Genomic DNA, 17,643 nt, shown 5'->3' with positions numbered 1-17,643 from the left:
ACCCCAAGAGGAACAACATGGCTAAAGTGACCGTCTCTACACTGGCTAAAATGAAACAAGAAAAACAAAAAATTACCGCATTAACGGCTTATGATGCGAGTTTCTCTCAGCTTTTTCACAACCAAGGTGTTGATGTTGTTTTGGTTGGTGATTCACTGGGTATGGTTTTGCAAGGCGGTGATGACACGCTTGCAGTTACCACTGATGATATTGCCTATCACACCAAGTGTGTTCGTGCAGGATCAAAAGATTTATTTGTGATCGCAGATATGCCATTTATGAGCTATGCCAACGTAGAACAAGCTTGTAACAATGCTGCACAGTTGATGCGTGCCGGTGCAAACATGGTGAAGTTAGAAGGTGGTGAGTGGTTACACGACAGCATTCGTGCGCTTACTCAGCAAGGCATTCCAGTATGTGGTCATTTAGGCTTAACACCGCAGTCTGTTCACGTATTCGGCGGTTTTAAGATTCAGGGCCGAGAGTCTGAGCAAGCAGATAAAATGGTTGCAGACGCGCAAGCACTAGAAGCTGCTGGCGCACAACTACTCGTCATTGAGTGTATTCCTTCTGCGCTGGCTAAGCGCATCACTGAGTCTGTAAACATTCCTGTGATTGGTATTGGTGCTGGCAAAGACACCGATGGTCAAATCTTAGTGATGCATGACCTTGTGGGTATTTCAGCGGGTTACATTCCTAAGTTTTCGAAAAACTTCTTAGCCGAAACAGGCAACATGCACGATGCAGTTAAAAAATACTGTGATGACGTTAAGTCAGGTGCCTTCCCTAGTAGTGAGCACGAGTTTAACTAATGCAGTCAGTCAGTGAAATAAAATCGCTTCGCAGCCAAATTAAGGCTTGGCGTCAACAAGGCTTAAGTATTGCGTTTGTGCCAACCATGGGTAATCTTCATCAAGGCCACTTTTCACTTGTTGAAAAAGCAAAAACGCTTGCGGATAAAGTAGTTGTAAGTATTTTCGTCAATCCAATGCAATTTGGTGCCAACGAAGATTTAGACAACTACCCAAGAACATTAGACGCCGACAAACAAGGTCTTGCTGAAATTGGCACTGCGCTCGTGTTTACGCCGACCGTTGATGTTATGTATCCAAATGGCTTGGATGCGCAAAGTTATGTAGACGTACCTGATATTTCTATGGGTTATTGCGGTGGTGCGCGCCCTGGTCATTTCAAAGGCGTAGCAACCGTCGTCACCAAACTGTTCAACATGGTACAGCCAGACTTTGCTTGTTTTGGCGAGAAAGACTTTCAACAGTTACAAGTCATTCGCGCTATGGTTCGAGACCTGTCTATGCCAATTGAAATCATTGGTGTACCAACACAGCGAGAAGTATCTGGACTGGCGATGAGCTCTCGTAATGGTTACTTATCTGAGCAAGAGAAAGACACGGCCAAGGTGTTATATCAAACGCTGTTAAATGCGGGTCAATCACTTGAGCAAGGTAATAAAGCGTTCGATACTGTTGAACAAGAAGCAAAACAAGCACTTGAACAGGCCGGTTTGAAACCTGATTACTTTGCCATTGCTGAAAAAGACAATTTAAAACCTGCTACACTTGAAACAAAAGAGTTTGTTATTCTTGCGGCCGCTTTCTTAGGTAAAGTGAGACTGATCGATAACTTACAAGTTTCTGCGTAGAAGGATAATTAAAAATGAAAGCTTTGCTTATTGTCGCCTCTGTATTGTTAGTTGGCTGTGGCGCAACCAGCAGTGAACTCAATCAATGTGCACAACAAAACTATCAATGTGAAAGTAACTGTGCACAACGTCATACAGAAAACACCTTAGGGCATCAGATCTGTAGCAATGAGTGTATTGACGACTACAACAGCTGTAAGGCTGAAACCGAAGCTTTACTAAATAAAACTTTAAATTAATTGTTCAAACACAAAAAAACCGCTGAACTTCAGCGGTTTTTTATTTTTAATCTATTTGCCTAAATTAAAGAAGACCTAACTTCTTCATTTCAGCAGCCGCAACCTTGCTAGGAAGTGGTACATAACCATCTTTCTCTACGATTTGCTGACCTTCTTGAGAAAGTACCATCTTTAAGAATTCAGCTTCGATTGGTGAAAGCGGCTTGTTAGGGTGCTTGTTCACGTAAACATATAGGAAACGTGATAGTGGGTATTTGCCCTTAGAAACGTTATCTAAAGTTGCATCTACAAACTTATCGCCTTTTTTCGCTAGTGGTACAGTACGAACACCTGAAGTCTTATAACCAATGCCTGAGTAACCAATAGCATTGATTGAAGAAGAAATTGACTGTACTACTGATGCAGAACCTGGTTGCTCATTTACGTTGTTACGGAAGTCACCTTTACATAGTGCTTTCTTTTTAAAGTAACCATAAGTACCTGATACTGAGTTACGACCATAAAGCTGTACGTCTTTACCAGACCAGTCACCGTTAAGACCTACATCACCCCAACGATTGATTTCACCGTCAGCACCACACTTACGTGTTGAAGAGAAGATTGCATCAACTTGGTCAATACGTAGACCTTTGATTGGGTTATCTTTGTGTACAAATACTGCTAGTGCATCGATTGCTACACGTACTTCAGTTGGCTTGTAACCGTAGCGCTTTTCGAACGCTTCGATTTCTTTAGATTTCATCTTACGGCTCATAGGACCGAAGTTTGCAGTTGCCTCAGTTAATGCCGGTGGCGCAGTTGAAGAACCCGCTGCTTGAATTTGGATATTTACGTTAGGGTAAATACGCTTATATTCTTCAGCCCAAAAAGTCATCATGTTTGCAAGCGTATCAGAACCTACAGATGAGAAGTTACCTGAGATGCCACTTGTTTTATTGTACATAGGTAGCTTTTCATCTAAAGCTGATGCTGGTGTTGATAAAAGAGTTGTTACCGCTACACCCATTGCAGCTACTAAACTTTTAAATTTCATTTGGGTTTCTCCAGTTGTTCGTCCCAATTAGTTAACGAGGTTCATTTTGCAGCGATTAAATGACAGTTAAATTACTTAAAAATGACACTTTTATGACCACTGTTTTATTTATTGTCATAATCAGCAATACGTGTTTTTGGAAAAGCAAAAGAAAAACAAGAACCTTTACCTACTTCACTGCTGATATCTAAATGTGAATCATGACGCGTTAATACATGTTTAGTGATTGCTAAACCTAAGCCTGAGCCGCCGGTTTTACGACTTCTTGCCTTATCAACTCGATAAAAGCGCTCAGTCAGTCGATTGATATGCTCAGGGGCTATGCCATCACCATTATCAGTCACAGAGAAATACGCCTGCTCATCTTTCATTTGCCATTGAACATGAATATTGCCGTTTGGTTTGGTGTAGTGAACCGCATTGAACACCAAATTCGAAAAGGCGCTACGCAACTCATCTGGAGCACCGACAATATCAAGATCAGGGTTAACATCAAAACTGATCTCATGCCCTTTTTCTTTATTGAGTGAATTCGCTTCGGTCGCAATCAGTGCCAACATATCAGGTACTCTGACTGGTTTATCATTATCATATTTACGCGCCCCTTCTATACGAGAAAGTGACAGTAACTGATTAACTAAGCTATCCATGCGATGACATTGTTCAATCATGGTTTGATGCGCTTTCGCCCACATTGATGGCGGTGGCAGGTTATCCTCGTCCATCATTTCTAGGTAGCCAGTCACCACCGTTAGCGGCGTGCGAAGTTCATGGGATACATTAGCAACAAAATCTTTGCGCATCTGCTCGAGCTGCTTCAGCCGAGAAATGTCGCGAACCACCATCATAAGCTGGCCCGCATAAGGCATTACCCTAAACTCAAGAGTTTGCTCTTGATTATGCGATACCTCTAGTTCTAATGGCTCATCGAACTTTTGCTTGTTCATGTATTTAGCAAATTTTGGATCCCGCACGAGGTTATCTAAGCGCTGACCATGATCGGTTGGCCATTGTAGCCCCAATACTTTCAGCGCAAGCTGATTACACCAAATAATGCTTAAATCAGTTTGTAATACGACGACCGCATCAGGCACCGCTTCTGCACCTTCACGAAAACGACGGATCAACTCAGCCAACTCATTACGCTTTTTACGATTACGATGCTGAAGATGGTAGATCCCTTCAAAGATCTGCTCCCAAGCACCTTCGCCTTCTGGCGGATTGAAACTACGTTGGTTGAGCAGCCAATCACTGAGTCGGTAGAGTTGATGATAATGCCAAAGTAGCAGCGCGAGCGCGCCTAAAAACAGCAAGATGAAAGGTGCGCCGATTAAAACGCCCACCAAAGCCAGTGGTATAAAATACAAAAACAGGCGTTTAACTAACGCCTGTTTATTTATTACTCGATACATAAATACAGTGTATCCAAAGCTGAGTGCTTACATTTTACTAGAAAAGCGGTAACCAGCACCGCGAACTGTTTGCACTAGTCTATCATGACCTAGCGGTGCAATTGCCTTACGCAGACGTCTAATATGCACATCCACAGTGCGATCTTCAACATACACGTTAGTGCCCCACACATGATCTAATAATTGCTCACGGCTGTAAACACGCTCAGGGTGCGTCATAAAGAAGTGTAGTAAACGGAACTCTGTTGGACCCATGTCTAATTCATTGCCCGCCGATGTGACTCGGTGAGAAATAGGATCTAAACGCAAACCGTGTACTTCAATGGCTTCTTCAAGTGAGGTTGGAGACACACGACGAATAACCGCCTTAATACGTGCCATTAATTCTTTAGGAGAGAAAGGTTTAGTCACATAATCGTCTGCACCTACCTCAAGTCCTTTTACTTTGTCTTCTTCTTCACCGCGTGCAGTTAACATGATGATAGGGATCTGACGCGTGAATTCGCTTTGCTTAAACTTTTTCGCAATTTGAATACCGCTGCCGCCCGGAAGCATCCAGTCTAATAAAACCATATCAGGGTATGGCTCTACCATTGCAGCCATAGCCGAATCATAATCTTCAGCTTCTATTGCCTGAAATCCATTTTGCTCCAATACGAAAACCAACATTTCTCTGATTGGTGCTTCATCATCAACTACAAGTACTTTACGTGACATTCCCACAGTTCTCTTCGATTTACCCAAGTTGGTTTCATTATTATGACTTAGTATGACAGTTTTATGAAAAAATAATCCGATCTTAAAAAGAAATATTTATCAGGTCATATAAATGAAAAAATACATTATTCCATAAAGAACAATAATTTATGGATATTAAACTAATAAGCCCCCTCTATTTTAGAAATATTTAAATCACAGCTATTTTTACATCTATTTACTTAACACCAAGCTGACTTGATCAGATCACGCAAATACGTACTGATTAAATAGAGATCAACTTTTGACTAAGTAGTGCACGGATAGATCAGTTTTATACCAAGAGTAGTTGTCTTAAGGATCTCAATTTGGATCTTGTTACGCAATTTTTGGGGTATTTTGAGTGCAAATCACTCGTTAAGTTAGTAAGAAATCGATCCCAGATCGCATAAGTTGGTAAGATATTGATCCTAAATATCAGGAATTCAGATCTGAATTAGTAAAATACTGATCCAAAAAAGCCCCAATACTGGGGCTTAATATAAAATCAGCTAGACTTGGTTATTACTTGATCTGTGGATCAAGCTCACCTGATAGATACTTCAGGTGCATGTCGTCTAGTGAAATTGGTTTGATCTTCGCTGCATTACCCGCAGTGCCAAACGCTTCATAACGCGCCACACAGATCTCAGTCATTGCTTTTGTCGCTTCAGCTAAGAATTTACGTGGGTCAAAGTTAGACGGGTTATGCGCTAGGTGACGACGGATAGCCCCTGTTGATGCTAAACGTAAGTCTGTATCGATGTTTACTTTACGCACACCGTACTTGATACCTTCTACGATTTGATCAACTGGTACACCATAAGTTTCAGGGATCTCACCACCAAACTCATTGATTACTGCCAACCACTCTTGTGGTACTGAAGAAGAACCGTGCATAACTAAGTGCGTATCTGGGATACGAGCGTGGATTTCTTTGATGCGGTTGATTGCTAAGATGTCACCTGTTGGTGGACGTGTGAACTTGTAAGCACCGTGTGATGTACCACACGCGATTGCTAGCGCATCTACGCCTGTTTTCTTAACGAAGTCAGCAGCTTCTTCAGGATCTGTTAGTAGTTGATCTTCAGTTAGTTTACCTTCAGCACCAATGCCATCTTCTTCGCCAGCTTCACCAGTTTCTAGTGAACCAAGTACACCTAGCTCACCTTCAACAGACACACCACATGCATGCGCCATTTCAACTGTACGACGTGTTACGTCTACATTGTACTCATATGAAGAAGGTGTTTTACCATCTTCCATTAAAGAACCATCCATCATCACTGATGAGAAACCTAATTGGATAGAACGCTGACATACACCTGGAGATGTACCGTGGTCTTGGTGCATAACAACTGGGATATGTGGCCACTCTTCAACAGCCGCTAAAATCATATGACGAATGAAAGGTGCACCTGCGTATGCACGAGCGCCTGCAGAGCCTTGAACGATCACTGGGCTGTTTGTTTTATCAGCCGCTTCCATGATGGCACGCATCTGCTCTTGGTTGTTAACGTTGAACGCTGGAACGCCGTAACCATGCTCTGCTGCATGATCAAGAAGTTGACGCATACTGATTAAAGCCATTTTGCTTTCTCCAATAGTCGATAGCCTTTGCTATCTAGTTTGAACGGATATATCGAAAGTAGCCTTTCGCTTGTTGCTACTGATTTTTTATTCACCTTAATCTGAGTGAGAGTGATTAAGATAAAAAGGCCAGCAAAAGCTGGCCTGAAAAACTGTTACGCGTTTGCTCTTTTCTCAAGCATAGCAACAGCTGGTAGTTTTTTCCCTTCTAAGAACTCTAAGAAAGCACCACCGCCCGTTGAAATGTAAGAAATTTCATCTGCAACGCCATATTTGTCGATTGCTGCTAGCGTGTCGCCGCCACCCGCAATTGAGAAGGCATTAGACTTTGCAATTGCATTGGCAATCGCTTCTGTACCATTACCAAACTGGTCAAATTCGAAAACGCCAACTGGGCCATTCCACACAACCGTGCCTGCATTTTCAATGATTTTAGCTAGAGTTTGCGCTGTATCAGGACCGATATCGAAGATCATGTCTTCATCAGATACTTCAGTCACATCTTTGATAGTCGCCACTGCTGATTCAGAGAACTCAGTGCCAACAACCACATCTGTTGGTACAGGAATATCACCATCGTTTGCACGCGCTGCTGCTGTTAATTTGTTTGCTTCGTCGATTAAATCAGCTTCGAAAAGCGACTTACCAACAGGGTGACCTGCTGCCGCAACGAACGTGTTCGCGATGCCGCCACCAGCAACTAGCTGATCAACCACGGTTGATAGTGAATCAAGTACAGTCAGTTTAGTCGATACTTTAGAACCACCTACAATCGCCACAAGTGGACGTGCCGGGTTATCAAGTGCTTTACCTAGTGCATCTAGTTCAGCAGCTAGCAGTGGGCCCGCACACGCAACTTCTGCGAATAAGCCAACGCCATGCGTAGACGCTTGAGCACGGTGAGCCGTACCGAATGCATCCATCACGTATACGTCACATAATGCAGCAAGCTTCTTAGCAAGTGCTTCGTCGTCTTTCTTTTCACCTACATTGAAGCGTACGTTTTCGAATACAACCACTTCATTGTCGGCAACTTCAACACCATTTAGGTAATCTTTTTCTAAACGTACGTTTTGCTCTAACGCTTCGTTTAGGTAATCAACCACTGGCTGAAGTGAGAATTCTTCATTGTATTCGCCCTCAGTTGGACGACCAAGGTGAGACATCACCATCACTTTTGCACCTTTTTCAAGTGCAAGTTTAATAGTCGGAAGTGAAGCGCGAATACGCGCATCAGACGTTACTTTGCCGTCTTTTACTGGCACGTTTAAATCTTCACGAATTAAAACACGCTTGCCTGATAAATCTAGATCCGCCATTTTGATGACTGACATTGATGTCTCCTTTAAGAACGATACTGGGTAATAGCTTTGTTGTTATTTAGCGGCCATCATGGCCTCAGCGGTGTCGAGCATACGGTTCGCAAACCCCCACTCGTTATCACACCATACTAAAAGTTTTACTAACCTTTTATGACTTACACGTGTTTGCGTGCCGTCAATGATACAAGAATGTGCATCATGGTTAAAATCTACCGACACCAAAGGCTCTTCGGTGTAACTTAAAATATTTTCTAATCGGCCTTGTGTATTAGCCTGAATTGCCTGATTTATTTTATCTAAATCAACGTCTTGATTTAGCGTAACACTTAAATCCATGGCCGTCACATTTATCGTCGGAACACGTACAGCGATGGCTTCAAAGCGACCTTCAAATTTAGGCAAGATACGCTCAATGCCACGGGCTAATTTAGTGTCGACTGGAATAATTGACTGACTCGCTGCACGAGTACGGCGCAAATCACTGTGATACGCATCGATCACTTGTTGGTCGTGCATCGACGCATGGATCGTGGTAATAGCACCCGATTCAATACCAAAGGCATCATCAAGGACTTTGATCACAGGTACAATACAGTTGGTGGTACAAGAACCATTAGAAACAATTGTGTGCTCAGCTTTAAGCTCTTCTTCGTTAATGCCATACACTATGGTTGCATCAACATCTGCATCGGCAGGCTGAGAGAATAAAACTTTTTTAGCACCTGCATTTAGGTGTTTTTGAGCGTCTAAGCGACTGTGGAACACACCTGTACACTCAAGTACCACATCAACTTGCAAAGCCTGCCAAGGTAAATGAGCCGGATCTGACTCACTAAACAATTGGATCTTATCGCCATTTACTTCTAAGAAAGGTGCATCATGCGAAACCGAGTAAGCAAAACGACCGTGAGAGGTATCATATTTAAGTAAATGCGCAACGGCTTTGGGATCGGCTAATTCGTTAATAGCCACGATTTCAATATCTTGATGGCGGCCTGATTCATATAATGCACGCACAACATTGCGTCCAATACGACCAAACCCATTTATTGCCAGTTTTATTGCCATTAAGTTGTGGACCTAGCTAAATGCAGAGACAGGAAAGTAACTTCCTAAAAGATGGCGCTATTGTAATCGACATAGGCAAATTATGTATACACTTGCGCGAAAAAAAATCTCACATCAAGGCTGAAAGTTTAAGTGGCTTACCCGCCCCAATTTTATTTATTAAGACTAACAACAATTCGGCAGTTGCTAAGGCATCGGTGAGTGCATTATGCACCTCATAGTCCGGCAGTTGATAACGAGTGCGACAATTCGCCAGAGTCAGGCTGTCCTGATGTAATTCGGTGTTCTGCTTTAACTGACGCCTTTTCTCAATTTGCATGGTGTCAACAATGGTCAAAGGGAGTGCTTCTAAACCTAACGCTTTACTATTTAGTCGAATAAACCCCCAGTCCAAATAAGCGTTGTGGCACACTAAGACCTTACCGTGCAAAGCATCACATAGCTCAGTCATTAGCGCCTTTAGAGATACCCCTTCATTAAGCGTTTGCTCATCAATACCATGAAAAACCGGACTCTGATCTAACTGCTTCACATCACTATTAATGATGTGCCTCGCGCTTTTTAATTGAATTCTGTCACTTCGCATTGTTACCCAAGCTGCAGATACAATTTCATGTGCTTTAGGATCGAGCCCTGTGAGTTCAAGATCTAAAACCACAAACTCCACTTCATCAAGTGACTTGCCTTTGGCTTTTAAATAGCGAAGCGCTTTTTGAACTAACTTCTGCATTTACAAACTGCCTCTGGCGAACTTAAACGCACAGGCTTGCTGTGCTTGCTTAATCAGATAAAACGCTTCTTTTAACTGATGTTTTTCTAAAGAGGTAAGCATTTCTGGATCAATACAATTACCCGGCAAGCCCTCTTTATTCAATTGGGTTTTGAGTCGCAATTGCGTCAGGTAGCGCCAACAATCTTTGAGGTTATAAATGTCTTTAGCGCTTATAAGATTAAATTTAGTCAGCGCATCCAGACGCTCAAGGGTATTTGCCCGCCTTACTCCAGCTTTAAGCGCATAAAGCCTTGCAATATCATTGATGATCACAACCCCCCGCTTTTTCAGATCTAAATACTTATGCTTAGACTCACTCTTCTCAAGCTTAAATTGCTGGAACAAGCCAATCGGTACTGAGTTCGCGTTAATATCTGTGGCCAAGGCCGCAAAGAAGAGTTCATTTTTGCTTATTCGTTCCAGCGACACACATAAGTCACTATATAGCTCATTCGAACCATCAATAAAGCGCAGATCAAAAAAGATCTTACAGTTCAACATGGCTTGTGGCGTAGGGGATTTGATCCACTTAAAAAATCGCTCTGACCACTCATTTAAGGTACCGCAACACTCAGGGTTGCTTGCCATAATATTACCTGGGCAAAGCTTAATACCGCATTCAACCAGTTGTTCACAGACAAATTCGCCCATCCCTTTGAAATAAGCTCTTTGCGCTTCGGTTAAGTTGTTCGGTAGTAATAAGCCATTGTCTTGATCTGAATGTAGAGTTTGCTCTTCACGGGCTTGTGAACCAAAACAAATAAAACTAAACGCACATGGCGCAGTACCATGTTCTTGCTGATAAATACGAATTAACCGACTGGTCAATGCATCGGTCAGGCCACTTAATAATTTGCCCATAACCGAGATATCATCAATGTTATGAGAGAAACTCTTTAATAATGCAGGGATCTCTTGCGCATAAAGACGTAACTGCTGAACTGATGTCGCTTTATAAATGCGGCCAATAAGTTGTACCGGATCGCTTTTTTGCTGGCGCAACAAGTCTGTACTAGTCAACATGCCAAGTGGTGTGTAATTTTCATCTAGCACAGGCAAATGATGTATGTTGTGTTTAAGCATTAAATGCAAAGCAGAAAACACCCGATTGTTTTCGAAGATGAATTTTGGCTTGCCCGTCATGACCTGATTTATTGCAATATTAGGGTCGACATCTTTGGCCAGAACTCGATTACGCAAGTCTCTATCTGTGAGTACACCGATAAGACTCTCTTGCTCTGTGACCATAATGGAAGAGACCCCATGCTCACTCATTTTCACCGCGGCATCACGAATTGATGCATCCGGTCCGAGTGTTATCGCCTTTCTGGTCAATAACTCACTGATTTTTTTCTCAGACCAGTTATCGCTTTTTTGCTGATAATGAGATGACAGTAAACGATTAGCATGAGCTCGCACAAAGTGTTGTTCAAATGCCTTATATTCGCGACGTAAATAGTCAAAACTGGTTTGATTTAAGATGTAGATTAAACCGGGGGTCGACACTTCTATGCGGTTTTGTATGGCATCGCCGGTTAATAAAGACGGAAAGCCAAAATAGTCACCTTCTGCGATTTGCGTGATCACTTCTTCTTTGGCATTGACCAGATCATATTGACCTGAGCGGACTAAGTATAAATTTGGCTCAATTGATTTTAGCCACTGCGACTGATTGTCTTTATTTAAGTAAACAATTTCTAAATGGGACACAAAATAGTGGGTCGCCGCTTCTGGTAACTGACTAAACGGCGCCTGTAAGGCAACAAATTTTGCGACTTCAGCAACTTCTGGGGTCATGCTCTACTCCTAAGTCACCCGCCTATAAACAACTAAAATAAAAGAGAAGAATGTTAGTGTTTACGCTTAGGTATGAATCGTTTTAGCAAAATACAGCTATAAAATCGAATTTATAGAAATACAAAAACAGCACTTTGCTAAAACGAATAAAAGCCCAGCCTTGACGGCTGAGCTTTGTGCTTATTCGCTCAAATATTAGTGGGCGTGCGCCTCACCTGAGCCTTTAGGGTTACGAATACTGTCAACCATGTCTTGAACTTCTTTCGGTGTTTCAGCAGTTAGTTTAAGAACAACCGCAGCAACGATGAAGTTAACTAGCATACCGATGATACCAATACCTTCTGGAGAGATACCGAATAACCAGTTTGCTGGTGCATTAAGTTCAGGACTAATGAACTTGAAGTAAATGATATAAGCCGCTGTGAAGCCAATACCTGTTACCATACCTGCAATCGCACCTTCTTTATTCATCTTCTTAGAGAAGATACCCATGATGATTGCTGGGAAGAAGCTCGCTGCTGCTAGGCCGAATGCAAATGCCACAACTGAAGCCACGAATCCTGGCGGGTTGATACCAAAGTAAGCTGAAATTGCAATCGCTATCATCGCCGATAAACGCGCAGCTAGTAGCTCTTGTTTATCACTGATATCTGGTTTCAACGTACGCTTAAGTAAATCGTGCGACACCGAGGTTGAAATTACAAGCAGTAGACCCGCTGTGGTTGATAGTGCTGCTGCAATACCACCCGCTGCGACTAATGCAATAACCCAAGCTGGTAGATTCGCAATCTCTGGGTTCGCAAGTACCATGATGTCACGGTCAATCTTCACTTCGTTAGCACTGTTTGGATCTGAGATCTTACCTGCAGAGTACTGCATCTTGCCATCGCCATTCTTATCTTCGAATGTGATAAGGCCAGTTCTTTCCCAGTTTTTAACCCAAGCTGGTGCTTCTTCATATAACGTACCGCTACCATCTTTACCATTGATTGTGTCAATCATGTTTACACGCGCAAATGATGCAACCGCAGGTGCTGTCGTATAAACAATCGCGATGAATACAAGCGTCCATGCTGCTGAGATGCGCGTATCTTTTACTTTTGGAACGGTGAAGAAACGTACGATTACGTGAGGCAGACCCGCAGTACCAACCATAAGAGCGGCAGTGATAGCGAATACATCGATCATGCTCTTAGAGCCTTCGGTATATTGAGAGAAACCCAGTTCGGTACTCAGTCCATCGAGTTTATCGAGCATATACACACCCGATCCATCGGCTAAGGTTGCACCAAAACCCGTTTGCGGTAGTAAGTGGCCCGTCATCATTAGAGAGATGAAGATAGCTGGTACTAGATAAGCAAATACTAATACACAATACTGAGCAACCTGCGTATACGTGATACCTTTCATACCACCTAATACAGCATAGAAGAATACGATAACCATACCGATGTAAACACCGGTTTCAATGTCTACTTCTAAGAAGCGAGAGAATACAACACCTACACCACGCATCTGACCAGCAATGTAAGTAAAACAGATAAAGATTGCACACAAGATAGCTACTACACGGGCAACTTGGGAGTAATAACGATCTCCTATGAAATCTGGCACTGTAAATTTACCAAATTTACGAAGATAAGGTGCTAAACAAAGCGCCAGTAGTACATAACCACCAGTCCAACCCATTAGGTAAACACCACCGTCGTAACCGGCGAAAGAAATAATACCCGCCATTGAAATGAATGATGCTGCACTCATCCAGTCTGCGGCAGTTGCCATGCCGTTTGCCACAGGTGGTACACCACCGCCAGCAACATAGAATTCTTTGGTTGAACCCGCACGAGCCCAAATTGCGATGCCGACATAGAGCGCAAAGCTCAAGCCAACAATAATAAAGGTAAGAATCTTAACATCCATCTTCGTGCTCCTTATTCATCTACGCCGTATTTTTTATCAAGCGTATCCATTTTGAACACGTAGACAAAAATCAAAGCCACAAAGGTGTAAATTGCGCCTTGCTGTGAAAACCAAAACCCTAATTTGAATCCAAAGAAGCGGATCTCATTAAGTACATCTACCAGTAAAATGCCAAAACCAAATGACACTACAAACCATACTGTTAATAGCTTAAACATGAGGCTCAGATTTTCTGACCAATATGCTTTTGCTTGTTCTTCGTCTTTAAAAGCCATTTTTGTTGTCCCCTATCACTTGCCAATGAATTGGCTGTGTTGGTGTTAATCGTCACTATCTACATTAGCAACGCCCTTACAAGTTGGAATTGCTACCTTAGTCGTAACACCAAGTTAACGTTTACGTAAACTGCGGATTGACACACTAAAAACATCAGGTTTAATTATATTTAACAAACACTTAGCAAATTAAACGTTCGCATTTTGAGCAAAAAGGGCATTTTGAGGATGGTATGAGACATTAGTCTAATTTGGCCAGAGCAACAAATACAAAGTCTATAATAAACAGTAAGTTAAACATTGAATTGCGATACAAAAAGGATTACAAAAAAAGCAAATGTGGTAAGGTTATTTGGTCGACAATAAAAAAGATAAGACTATGAGCGCTGCACTGATATTTGTTTCTCTTTGTTATATAGGGGTTTTGTTTTGGCTGGCAAACTGGGGAGATAAAACCACCCCCCGTGCGTTAAAGTTTAGTCACCACCCTTTTGTGTACGCATTGGCACTCGGCATTTACTGCACCTCATGGACTTACTATGGTGCCGTGGGCACTGCTGCAGCGAGTAGCTGGCATTATTTACCTATTTTATTAGGCCCCGCTTTATTATTTTTATTCGGACAAGGGTTTTTAAGAAAACTGGTATTAGTCAGTAAAAAACAAAATATCACCACCATTGCCGATTTTATCTCTGCCCGCTACGGCAAACGACAAACCACAGCCGTCATGGTTACCATGATAGCTTTGTTGGCGACCATTCCCTATATCGCACTGCAACTTAAAGCGCTGAGTTCTAGCTTTTTATTACTGCAACAAGATGAGCAACTCTCTGGTACTGTTTTAGCGCTTACTGGTACTTTAATCATCGCCTTGTTTGCTATCTTTTTTGGTACTCGTAAAGTCGACGTCACTGAATATCGTTCAGGTTTGATGCTGGCCATTGCGTTTGAGTCTATTATTAAGTTGTTAGCACTCGTTGCAGTGGCAGCTCTGGCATTAGCCGCACTTTATAATCAGCCAAAACATAGCTTAAATTTACTTACCCACTGGCAAGACTTTAACTTTAGTAGCTTCAACTTTATTGGCCAAAGCCTGATCGCGGCTGCAGCTATTATCTGCCTGCCCAGACAGTTTCATGTTACCGTCGTAGACAACCAAGACAGAAAGCACTTACTTACAGCTAGATGGGCTTTTCCTTTATACCTTATGTTAACTGCAGCGATGATCATCCCGATTGCGACTGCTGCTATTCATCCGAATATTGGCTCTCATTTGGCGGCTGATAGTTTTGTACTGGCATTGCCTATTTCAACCGGCCACCCAATTCTCACGACGTTTGTCTTTATCGGTGGGCTGTCTTCGGCAACTGCCATGATTGTTGTAGCAACACTCACACTCAGTACGATGTTGTCGAATGATGTAGTATTGCCACTGGTATTAAAACGCCGCTTTCACCGCGCCCCTGCACTGGGAAATTACAAGTCTTCCATTCTCTTGATCCGCCGCTTTATCATTGCCGCCATTTTATTATTGGCTTATTTATACCAACAACATTTCGGCCATGGAGAGTCGCTGGCAAGTATGGGTCTTGTGGCGTTTTCATTAGTAACCCAATTATTACCTGCCATAGTCGGTGGTTTATATTGGCGTAAGGGTCATGCTTATGGTGTGTATGCTGGCTTATTAGCTGGATTCATCTGTTGGACACTGTTTTTAATGATGCCCATGGTTGATATGGGTTTTTCTCTCAACTTTGAAGCAAGACAAACGCTCATCACCCAGGGCACTTTAATTGCCTTATTTGCAAACATCAGTTGCTACATTAGCTTCTCATTAGGTGCCCATGAGCGTTTAATCGATAAAATACAAGCCGCAGCCTTTGTAAATCCACGTGAGGAAGCGGCATTGATTAAGCGTATGAACAAAAACGTCAAAGCAACCGTGTATGACTTTAAAGTGCTATTACAGACCTTCTTAGGTGTTCAACGTTCACAACAACTGCTGGGCCATTATACGTTATTGCATGATATTGATGACAATAACGCCTATCCAGATCCTGAGTTTATTGCCTATTGTGAACGCGCTCTCACCGGGGTGTTGGGTGCTTCATCTGCGCAAGCACTTATTCATACCGTTGCCTCTGGCAAACAAATGGCATTTGAAGAAGTCGTTAACTTCTTTGATGAAACCACCCAAGCGCTTCAATTTAACCAAAACTTACTCTACACCTCGCTCGAAAACCTCTCTCATGGTATTTCTGTTGTGGATAAAGACCTTAACCTCGTTGCTTGGAACAAACGCTATGCCGAGATGTTTAACTACCCTGAGGGCTTTTTAGAAGTCGGCCAACCGATTGAAGAAGTGATCCGTTTTAATGCCCAACGCGGTGAATGTGGCCCAGGTGAAATTGATCGCCTTGTCGAAAAACGTGTTCAACATTTGAGAAATGGCACACCGCATCACTTTATTCGCCACCGTCGTGATGGCCAGGTATTTGAAATGACAGGTAACCCATTACCTGAAGGCGGATTCGTGACCAGTTTTAGCGACGTCACCATGCATATCGCCACACAGAATGCCCTTGAAGAAATTAACATGGATCTTGAAAACCGCATCGAAGCGCGTACACAAGAGATCCGAAATATTAATAAAGATTTAGAGGCACAAATAGACTCGCGAATTGAAACCGAGCACGCCTTAATCGCAGCAAAAAAAGAAGCAGAAAAAGCCAATGACAGTAAAACCCGCTTCTTAGCACTCGCCAGCCATGATATTTTGCAGCCACTCAACGCTGCCAGGTTATATTCCGCATCGATTGATCCTAACCACTTATCGTCTCAAGATAGAGGCAGCTTTGATAAGCTCAACGACTCGCTCGATTCTACCGTTCACCTGATGTCATCTTTACTTGATATTGCCAAATTAGAACAAGGGGCAATGCAGCCAACCCCAAGACATTTTAGTATTGACGATATTCTCTGCCCACTTGCCAATGAGTACGCGATTTTATCGAGTGAAAAAGGCCTTAAATTAAAAGTCAGAAGCAATCTAAATATTGTTCATAGCGATACCACATACTTGCGCCGCGTGATCCAAAATTTAGTGTCTAATGCCGTAAAATACACAGACTCAGGTAAAGTATTGATTGCAACCCGTAAGCGAAAACATGGCTTATTGGTCGAAGTCTATGATACAGGACCAGGGATCAGTGAATACGAACAAGCAAAAATATTTAACGACTTCTACCGCATACACTCAAATGACAACAAAGGCGTAGGTTTGGGTTTAGGGGTCGTAAAACGTCTATGTGACCTGCTTTCAATTGTCTTAGAAGTGAAATCTATCCCTGGAAAAGGGAGCCGCTTTAGCGTGTTAATCCCTTATGGTGATGCTAATTTAGTGGCGAAGAAAACTCTCACAACCTCCAGCATGCCGCTTGGAGATAACAACGCTAAGCTCAATGTTATCGCCGTAGACGACGATCCTAAAAACCTAGAGGCCATGTCGAGTTTATTAGCTAAGTGGCAAACTAACTACGATTTATTTAATGATGTTGATTCGGTACTGGCACATGCAAAATCAAATAAGGCCCCAGATTTAATCCTCATGGATTATCAGCTAGGCACTGAATGTGATGGCATCACTTTAATCAAAACTTTGAGAGAAATATGGCAATTACAGGTGCCTGCCGTGCTCATTACTGCTGTACGTGACCAAGAAGTAAAAGCAGAAGTGAAGGCTCTGAACATTCATTATCTATCAAAACCGGTAAAACCGGCAAAATTGAAAGCATTAATGAATTTTGGGCGTTAATTAGCA

General features: G+C 42.5%; 14 protein-coding genes. 4 read left to right on the top strand and 10 right to left on the bottom strand.

Annotation, left to right across the window (positions count from 1 at the left end; all coding sequences use genetic code 11):
- Nucleotides 1–17: 17 nt before the first annotated feature.
- From panB to ACXAC4_RS02230, 3 genes are read left to right on the top strand one after another with little or no spacing between them, the layout of a single operon-like run.
- Nucleotides 18–812 carry a 3-methyl-2-oxobutanoate hydroxymethyltransferase gene (panB, locus tag ACXAC4_RS02240; protein ID WP_349284537.1) on the top strand — a complete coding sequence of 265 codons (795 nt, stop codon included), beginning with the start codon at nt 18–20 and terminating at the stop codon, nt 810–812.
- The gene (panC, locus tag ACXAC4_RS02235) at nt 812–1,660 is read left to right on the top strand and encodes a pantoate--beta-alanine ligase (RefSeq protein WP_475158703.1); all 849 of its coding nucleotides are present in this window, start codon (nt 812–814) and stop codon (nt 1,658–1,660) included. Before panB ends, panC begins: the two co-directional genes overlap by 1 nt.
- Nucleotides 1,661–1,674: 14 nt before the next feature.
- Complete coding sequence (locus ACXAC4_RS02230) at nt 1,675–1,899, top strand: hypothetical protein (RefSeq protein WP_349284539.1); 225 nt, start codon at nt 1,675–1,677, stop codon at nt 1,897–1,899.
- A 64-nt stretch (nt 1,900–1,963) separates the two neighbouring features.
- Here the strand turns inward: ACXAC4_RS02230 and ACXAC4_RS02225 are convergent, their stop codons facing one another.
- From ACXAC4_RS02225 to ACXAC4_RS02180, 10 genes are all read right to left on the bottom strand, one after another.
- Nucleotides 1,964–2,932 carry a PstS family phosphate ABC transporter substrate-binding protein gene (locus tag ACXAC4_RS02225; protein WP_058028829.1) on the bottom strand — a complete coding sequence of 323 codons (969 nt, stop codon included), beginning with the start codon at nt 2,930–2,932 and terminating at the stop codon, nt 1,964–1,966.
- 104 nt (nt 2,933–3,036) lie between these two features.
- Nucleotides 3,037–4,344, bottom strand: coding sequence for a phosphate regulon sensor histidine kinase PhoR (phoR, locus tag ACXAC4_RS02220; RefSeq protein ID WP_390446820.1), 1,308 nt, complete (start codon nt 4,342–4,344; stop codon nt 3,037–3,039).
- Between the two features lie 27 nt (nt 4,345–4,371).
- Complete coding sequence (phoB, locus tag ACXAC4_RS02215; RefSeq protein ID WP_058028827.1) at nt 4,372–5,061, bottom strand: phosphate regulon transcriptional regulator PhoB; 690 nt, start codon at nt 5,059–5,061, stop codon at nt 4,372–4,374.
- Between the two features lie 543 nt (nt 5,062–5,604).
- Nucleotides 5,605–6,669, bottom strand: a complete 1,065-nt coding sequence (gene fba / locus ACXAC4_RS02210; protein ID WP_058028826.1) for a class II fructose-bisphosphate aldolase — start codon at nt 6,667–6,669, stop codon at nt 5,605–5,607.
- Between the two features lie 155 nt (nt 6,670–6,824).
- Nucleotides 6,825–8,003, bottom strand: coding sequence for a phosphoglycerate kinase (locus ACXAC4_RS02205; RefSeq protein ID WP_475158696.1), 1,179 nt, complete (start codon nt 8,001–8,003; stop codon nt 6,825–6,827).
- A gap of 42 nt (nt 8,004–8,045) precedes the next feature.
- Nucleotides 8,046–9,059 carry an erythrose-4-phosphate dehydrogenase gene (gene epd, locus ACXAC4_RS02200; protein ID WP_130254623.1) on the bottom strand — a complete coding sequence of 338 codons (1,014 nt, stop codon included), beginning with the start codon at nt 9,057–9,059 and terminating at the stop codon, nt 8,046–8,048.
- A gap of 109 nt (nt 9,060–9,168) precedes the next feature.
- Nucleotides 9,169–9,789 (bottom strand): exonuclease domain-containing protein, encoded by a 621-nt coding sequence (locus tag ACXAC4_RS02195; RefSeq protein WP_475158691.1) that lies wholly within the window; start codon nt 9,787–9,789, stop codon nt 9,169–9,171.
- Nucleotides 9,790–11,628 carry a DUF294 nucleotidyltransferase-like domain-containing protein gene (locus ACXAC4_RS02190; protein WP_475158689.1) on the bottom strand — a complete coding sequence of 613 codons (1,839 nt, stop codon included), beginning with the start codon at nt 11,626–11,628 and terminating at the stop codon, nt 9,790–9,792. It lies immediately after the preceding gene.
- Nucleotides 11,629–11,823: 195 nt separating this feature from the next.
- Complete coding sequence (locus tag ACXAC4_RS02185) at nt 11,824–13,548, bottom strand: sodium:solute symporter family protein (protein WP_058028821.1); 1,725 nt, start codon at nt 13,546–13,548, stop codon at nt 11,824–11,826.
- Between the two features lie 11 nt (nt 13,549–13,559).
- Entirely contained in the window at nt 13,560–13,823 is a 264-nt protein-coding gene (locus tag ACXAC4_RS02180; RefSeq protein ID WP_058028820.1) for a DUF4212 domain-containing protein, read from the bottom strand.
- 379 nt (nt 13,824–14,202) lie between these two features.
- Between ACXAC4_RS02180 and ACXAC4_RS02175 the strand changes: the two genes are divergently transcribed.
- Nucleotides 14,203–17,637, top strand: a complete 3,435-nt coding sequence (locus tag ACXAC4_RS02175) for a PAS domain-containing hybrid sensor histidine kinase/response regulator (protein WP_475158685.1) — start codon at nt 14,203–14,205, stop codon at nt 17,635–17,637.
- The last annotated feature ends 6 nt before the right edge of the window (nt 17,638–17,643 follow it).

It is taken from the genome of Pseudoalteromonas sp. AWM4_233, from assembly GCF_056158285.1.
Note: the sequence above shows the minus strand (reverse complement) of the source record. Positions and strands in the feature narration are given on the sequence as shown.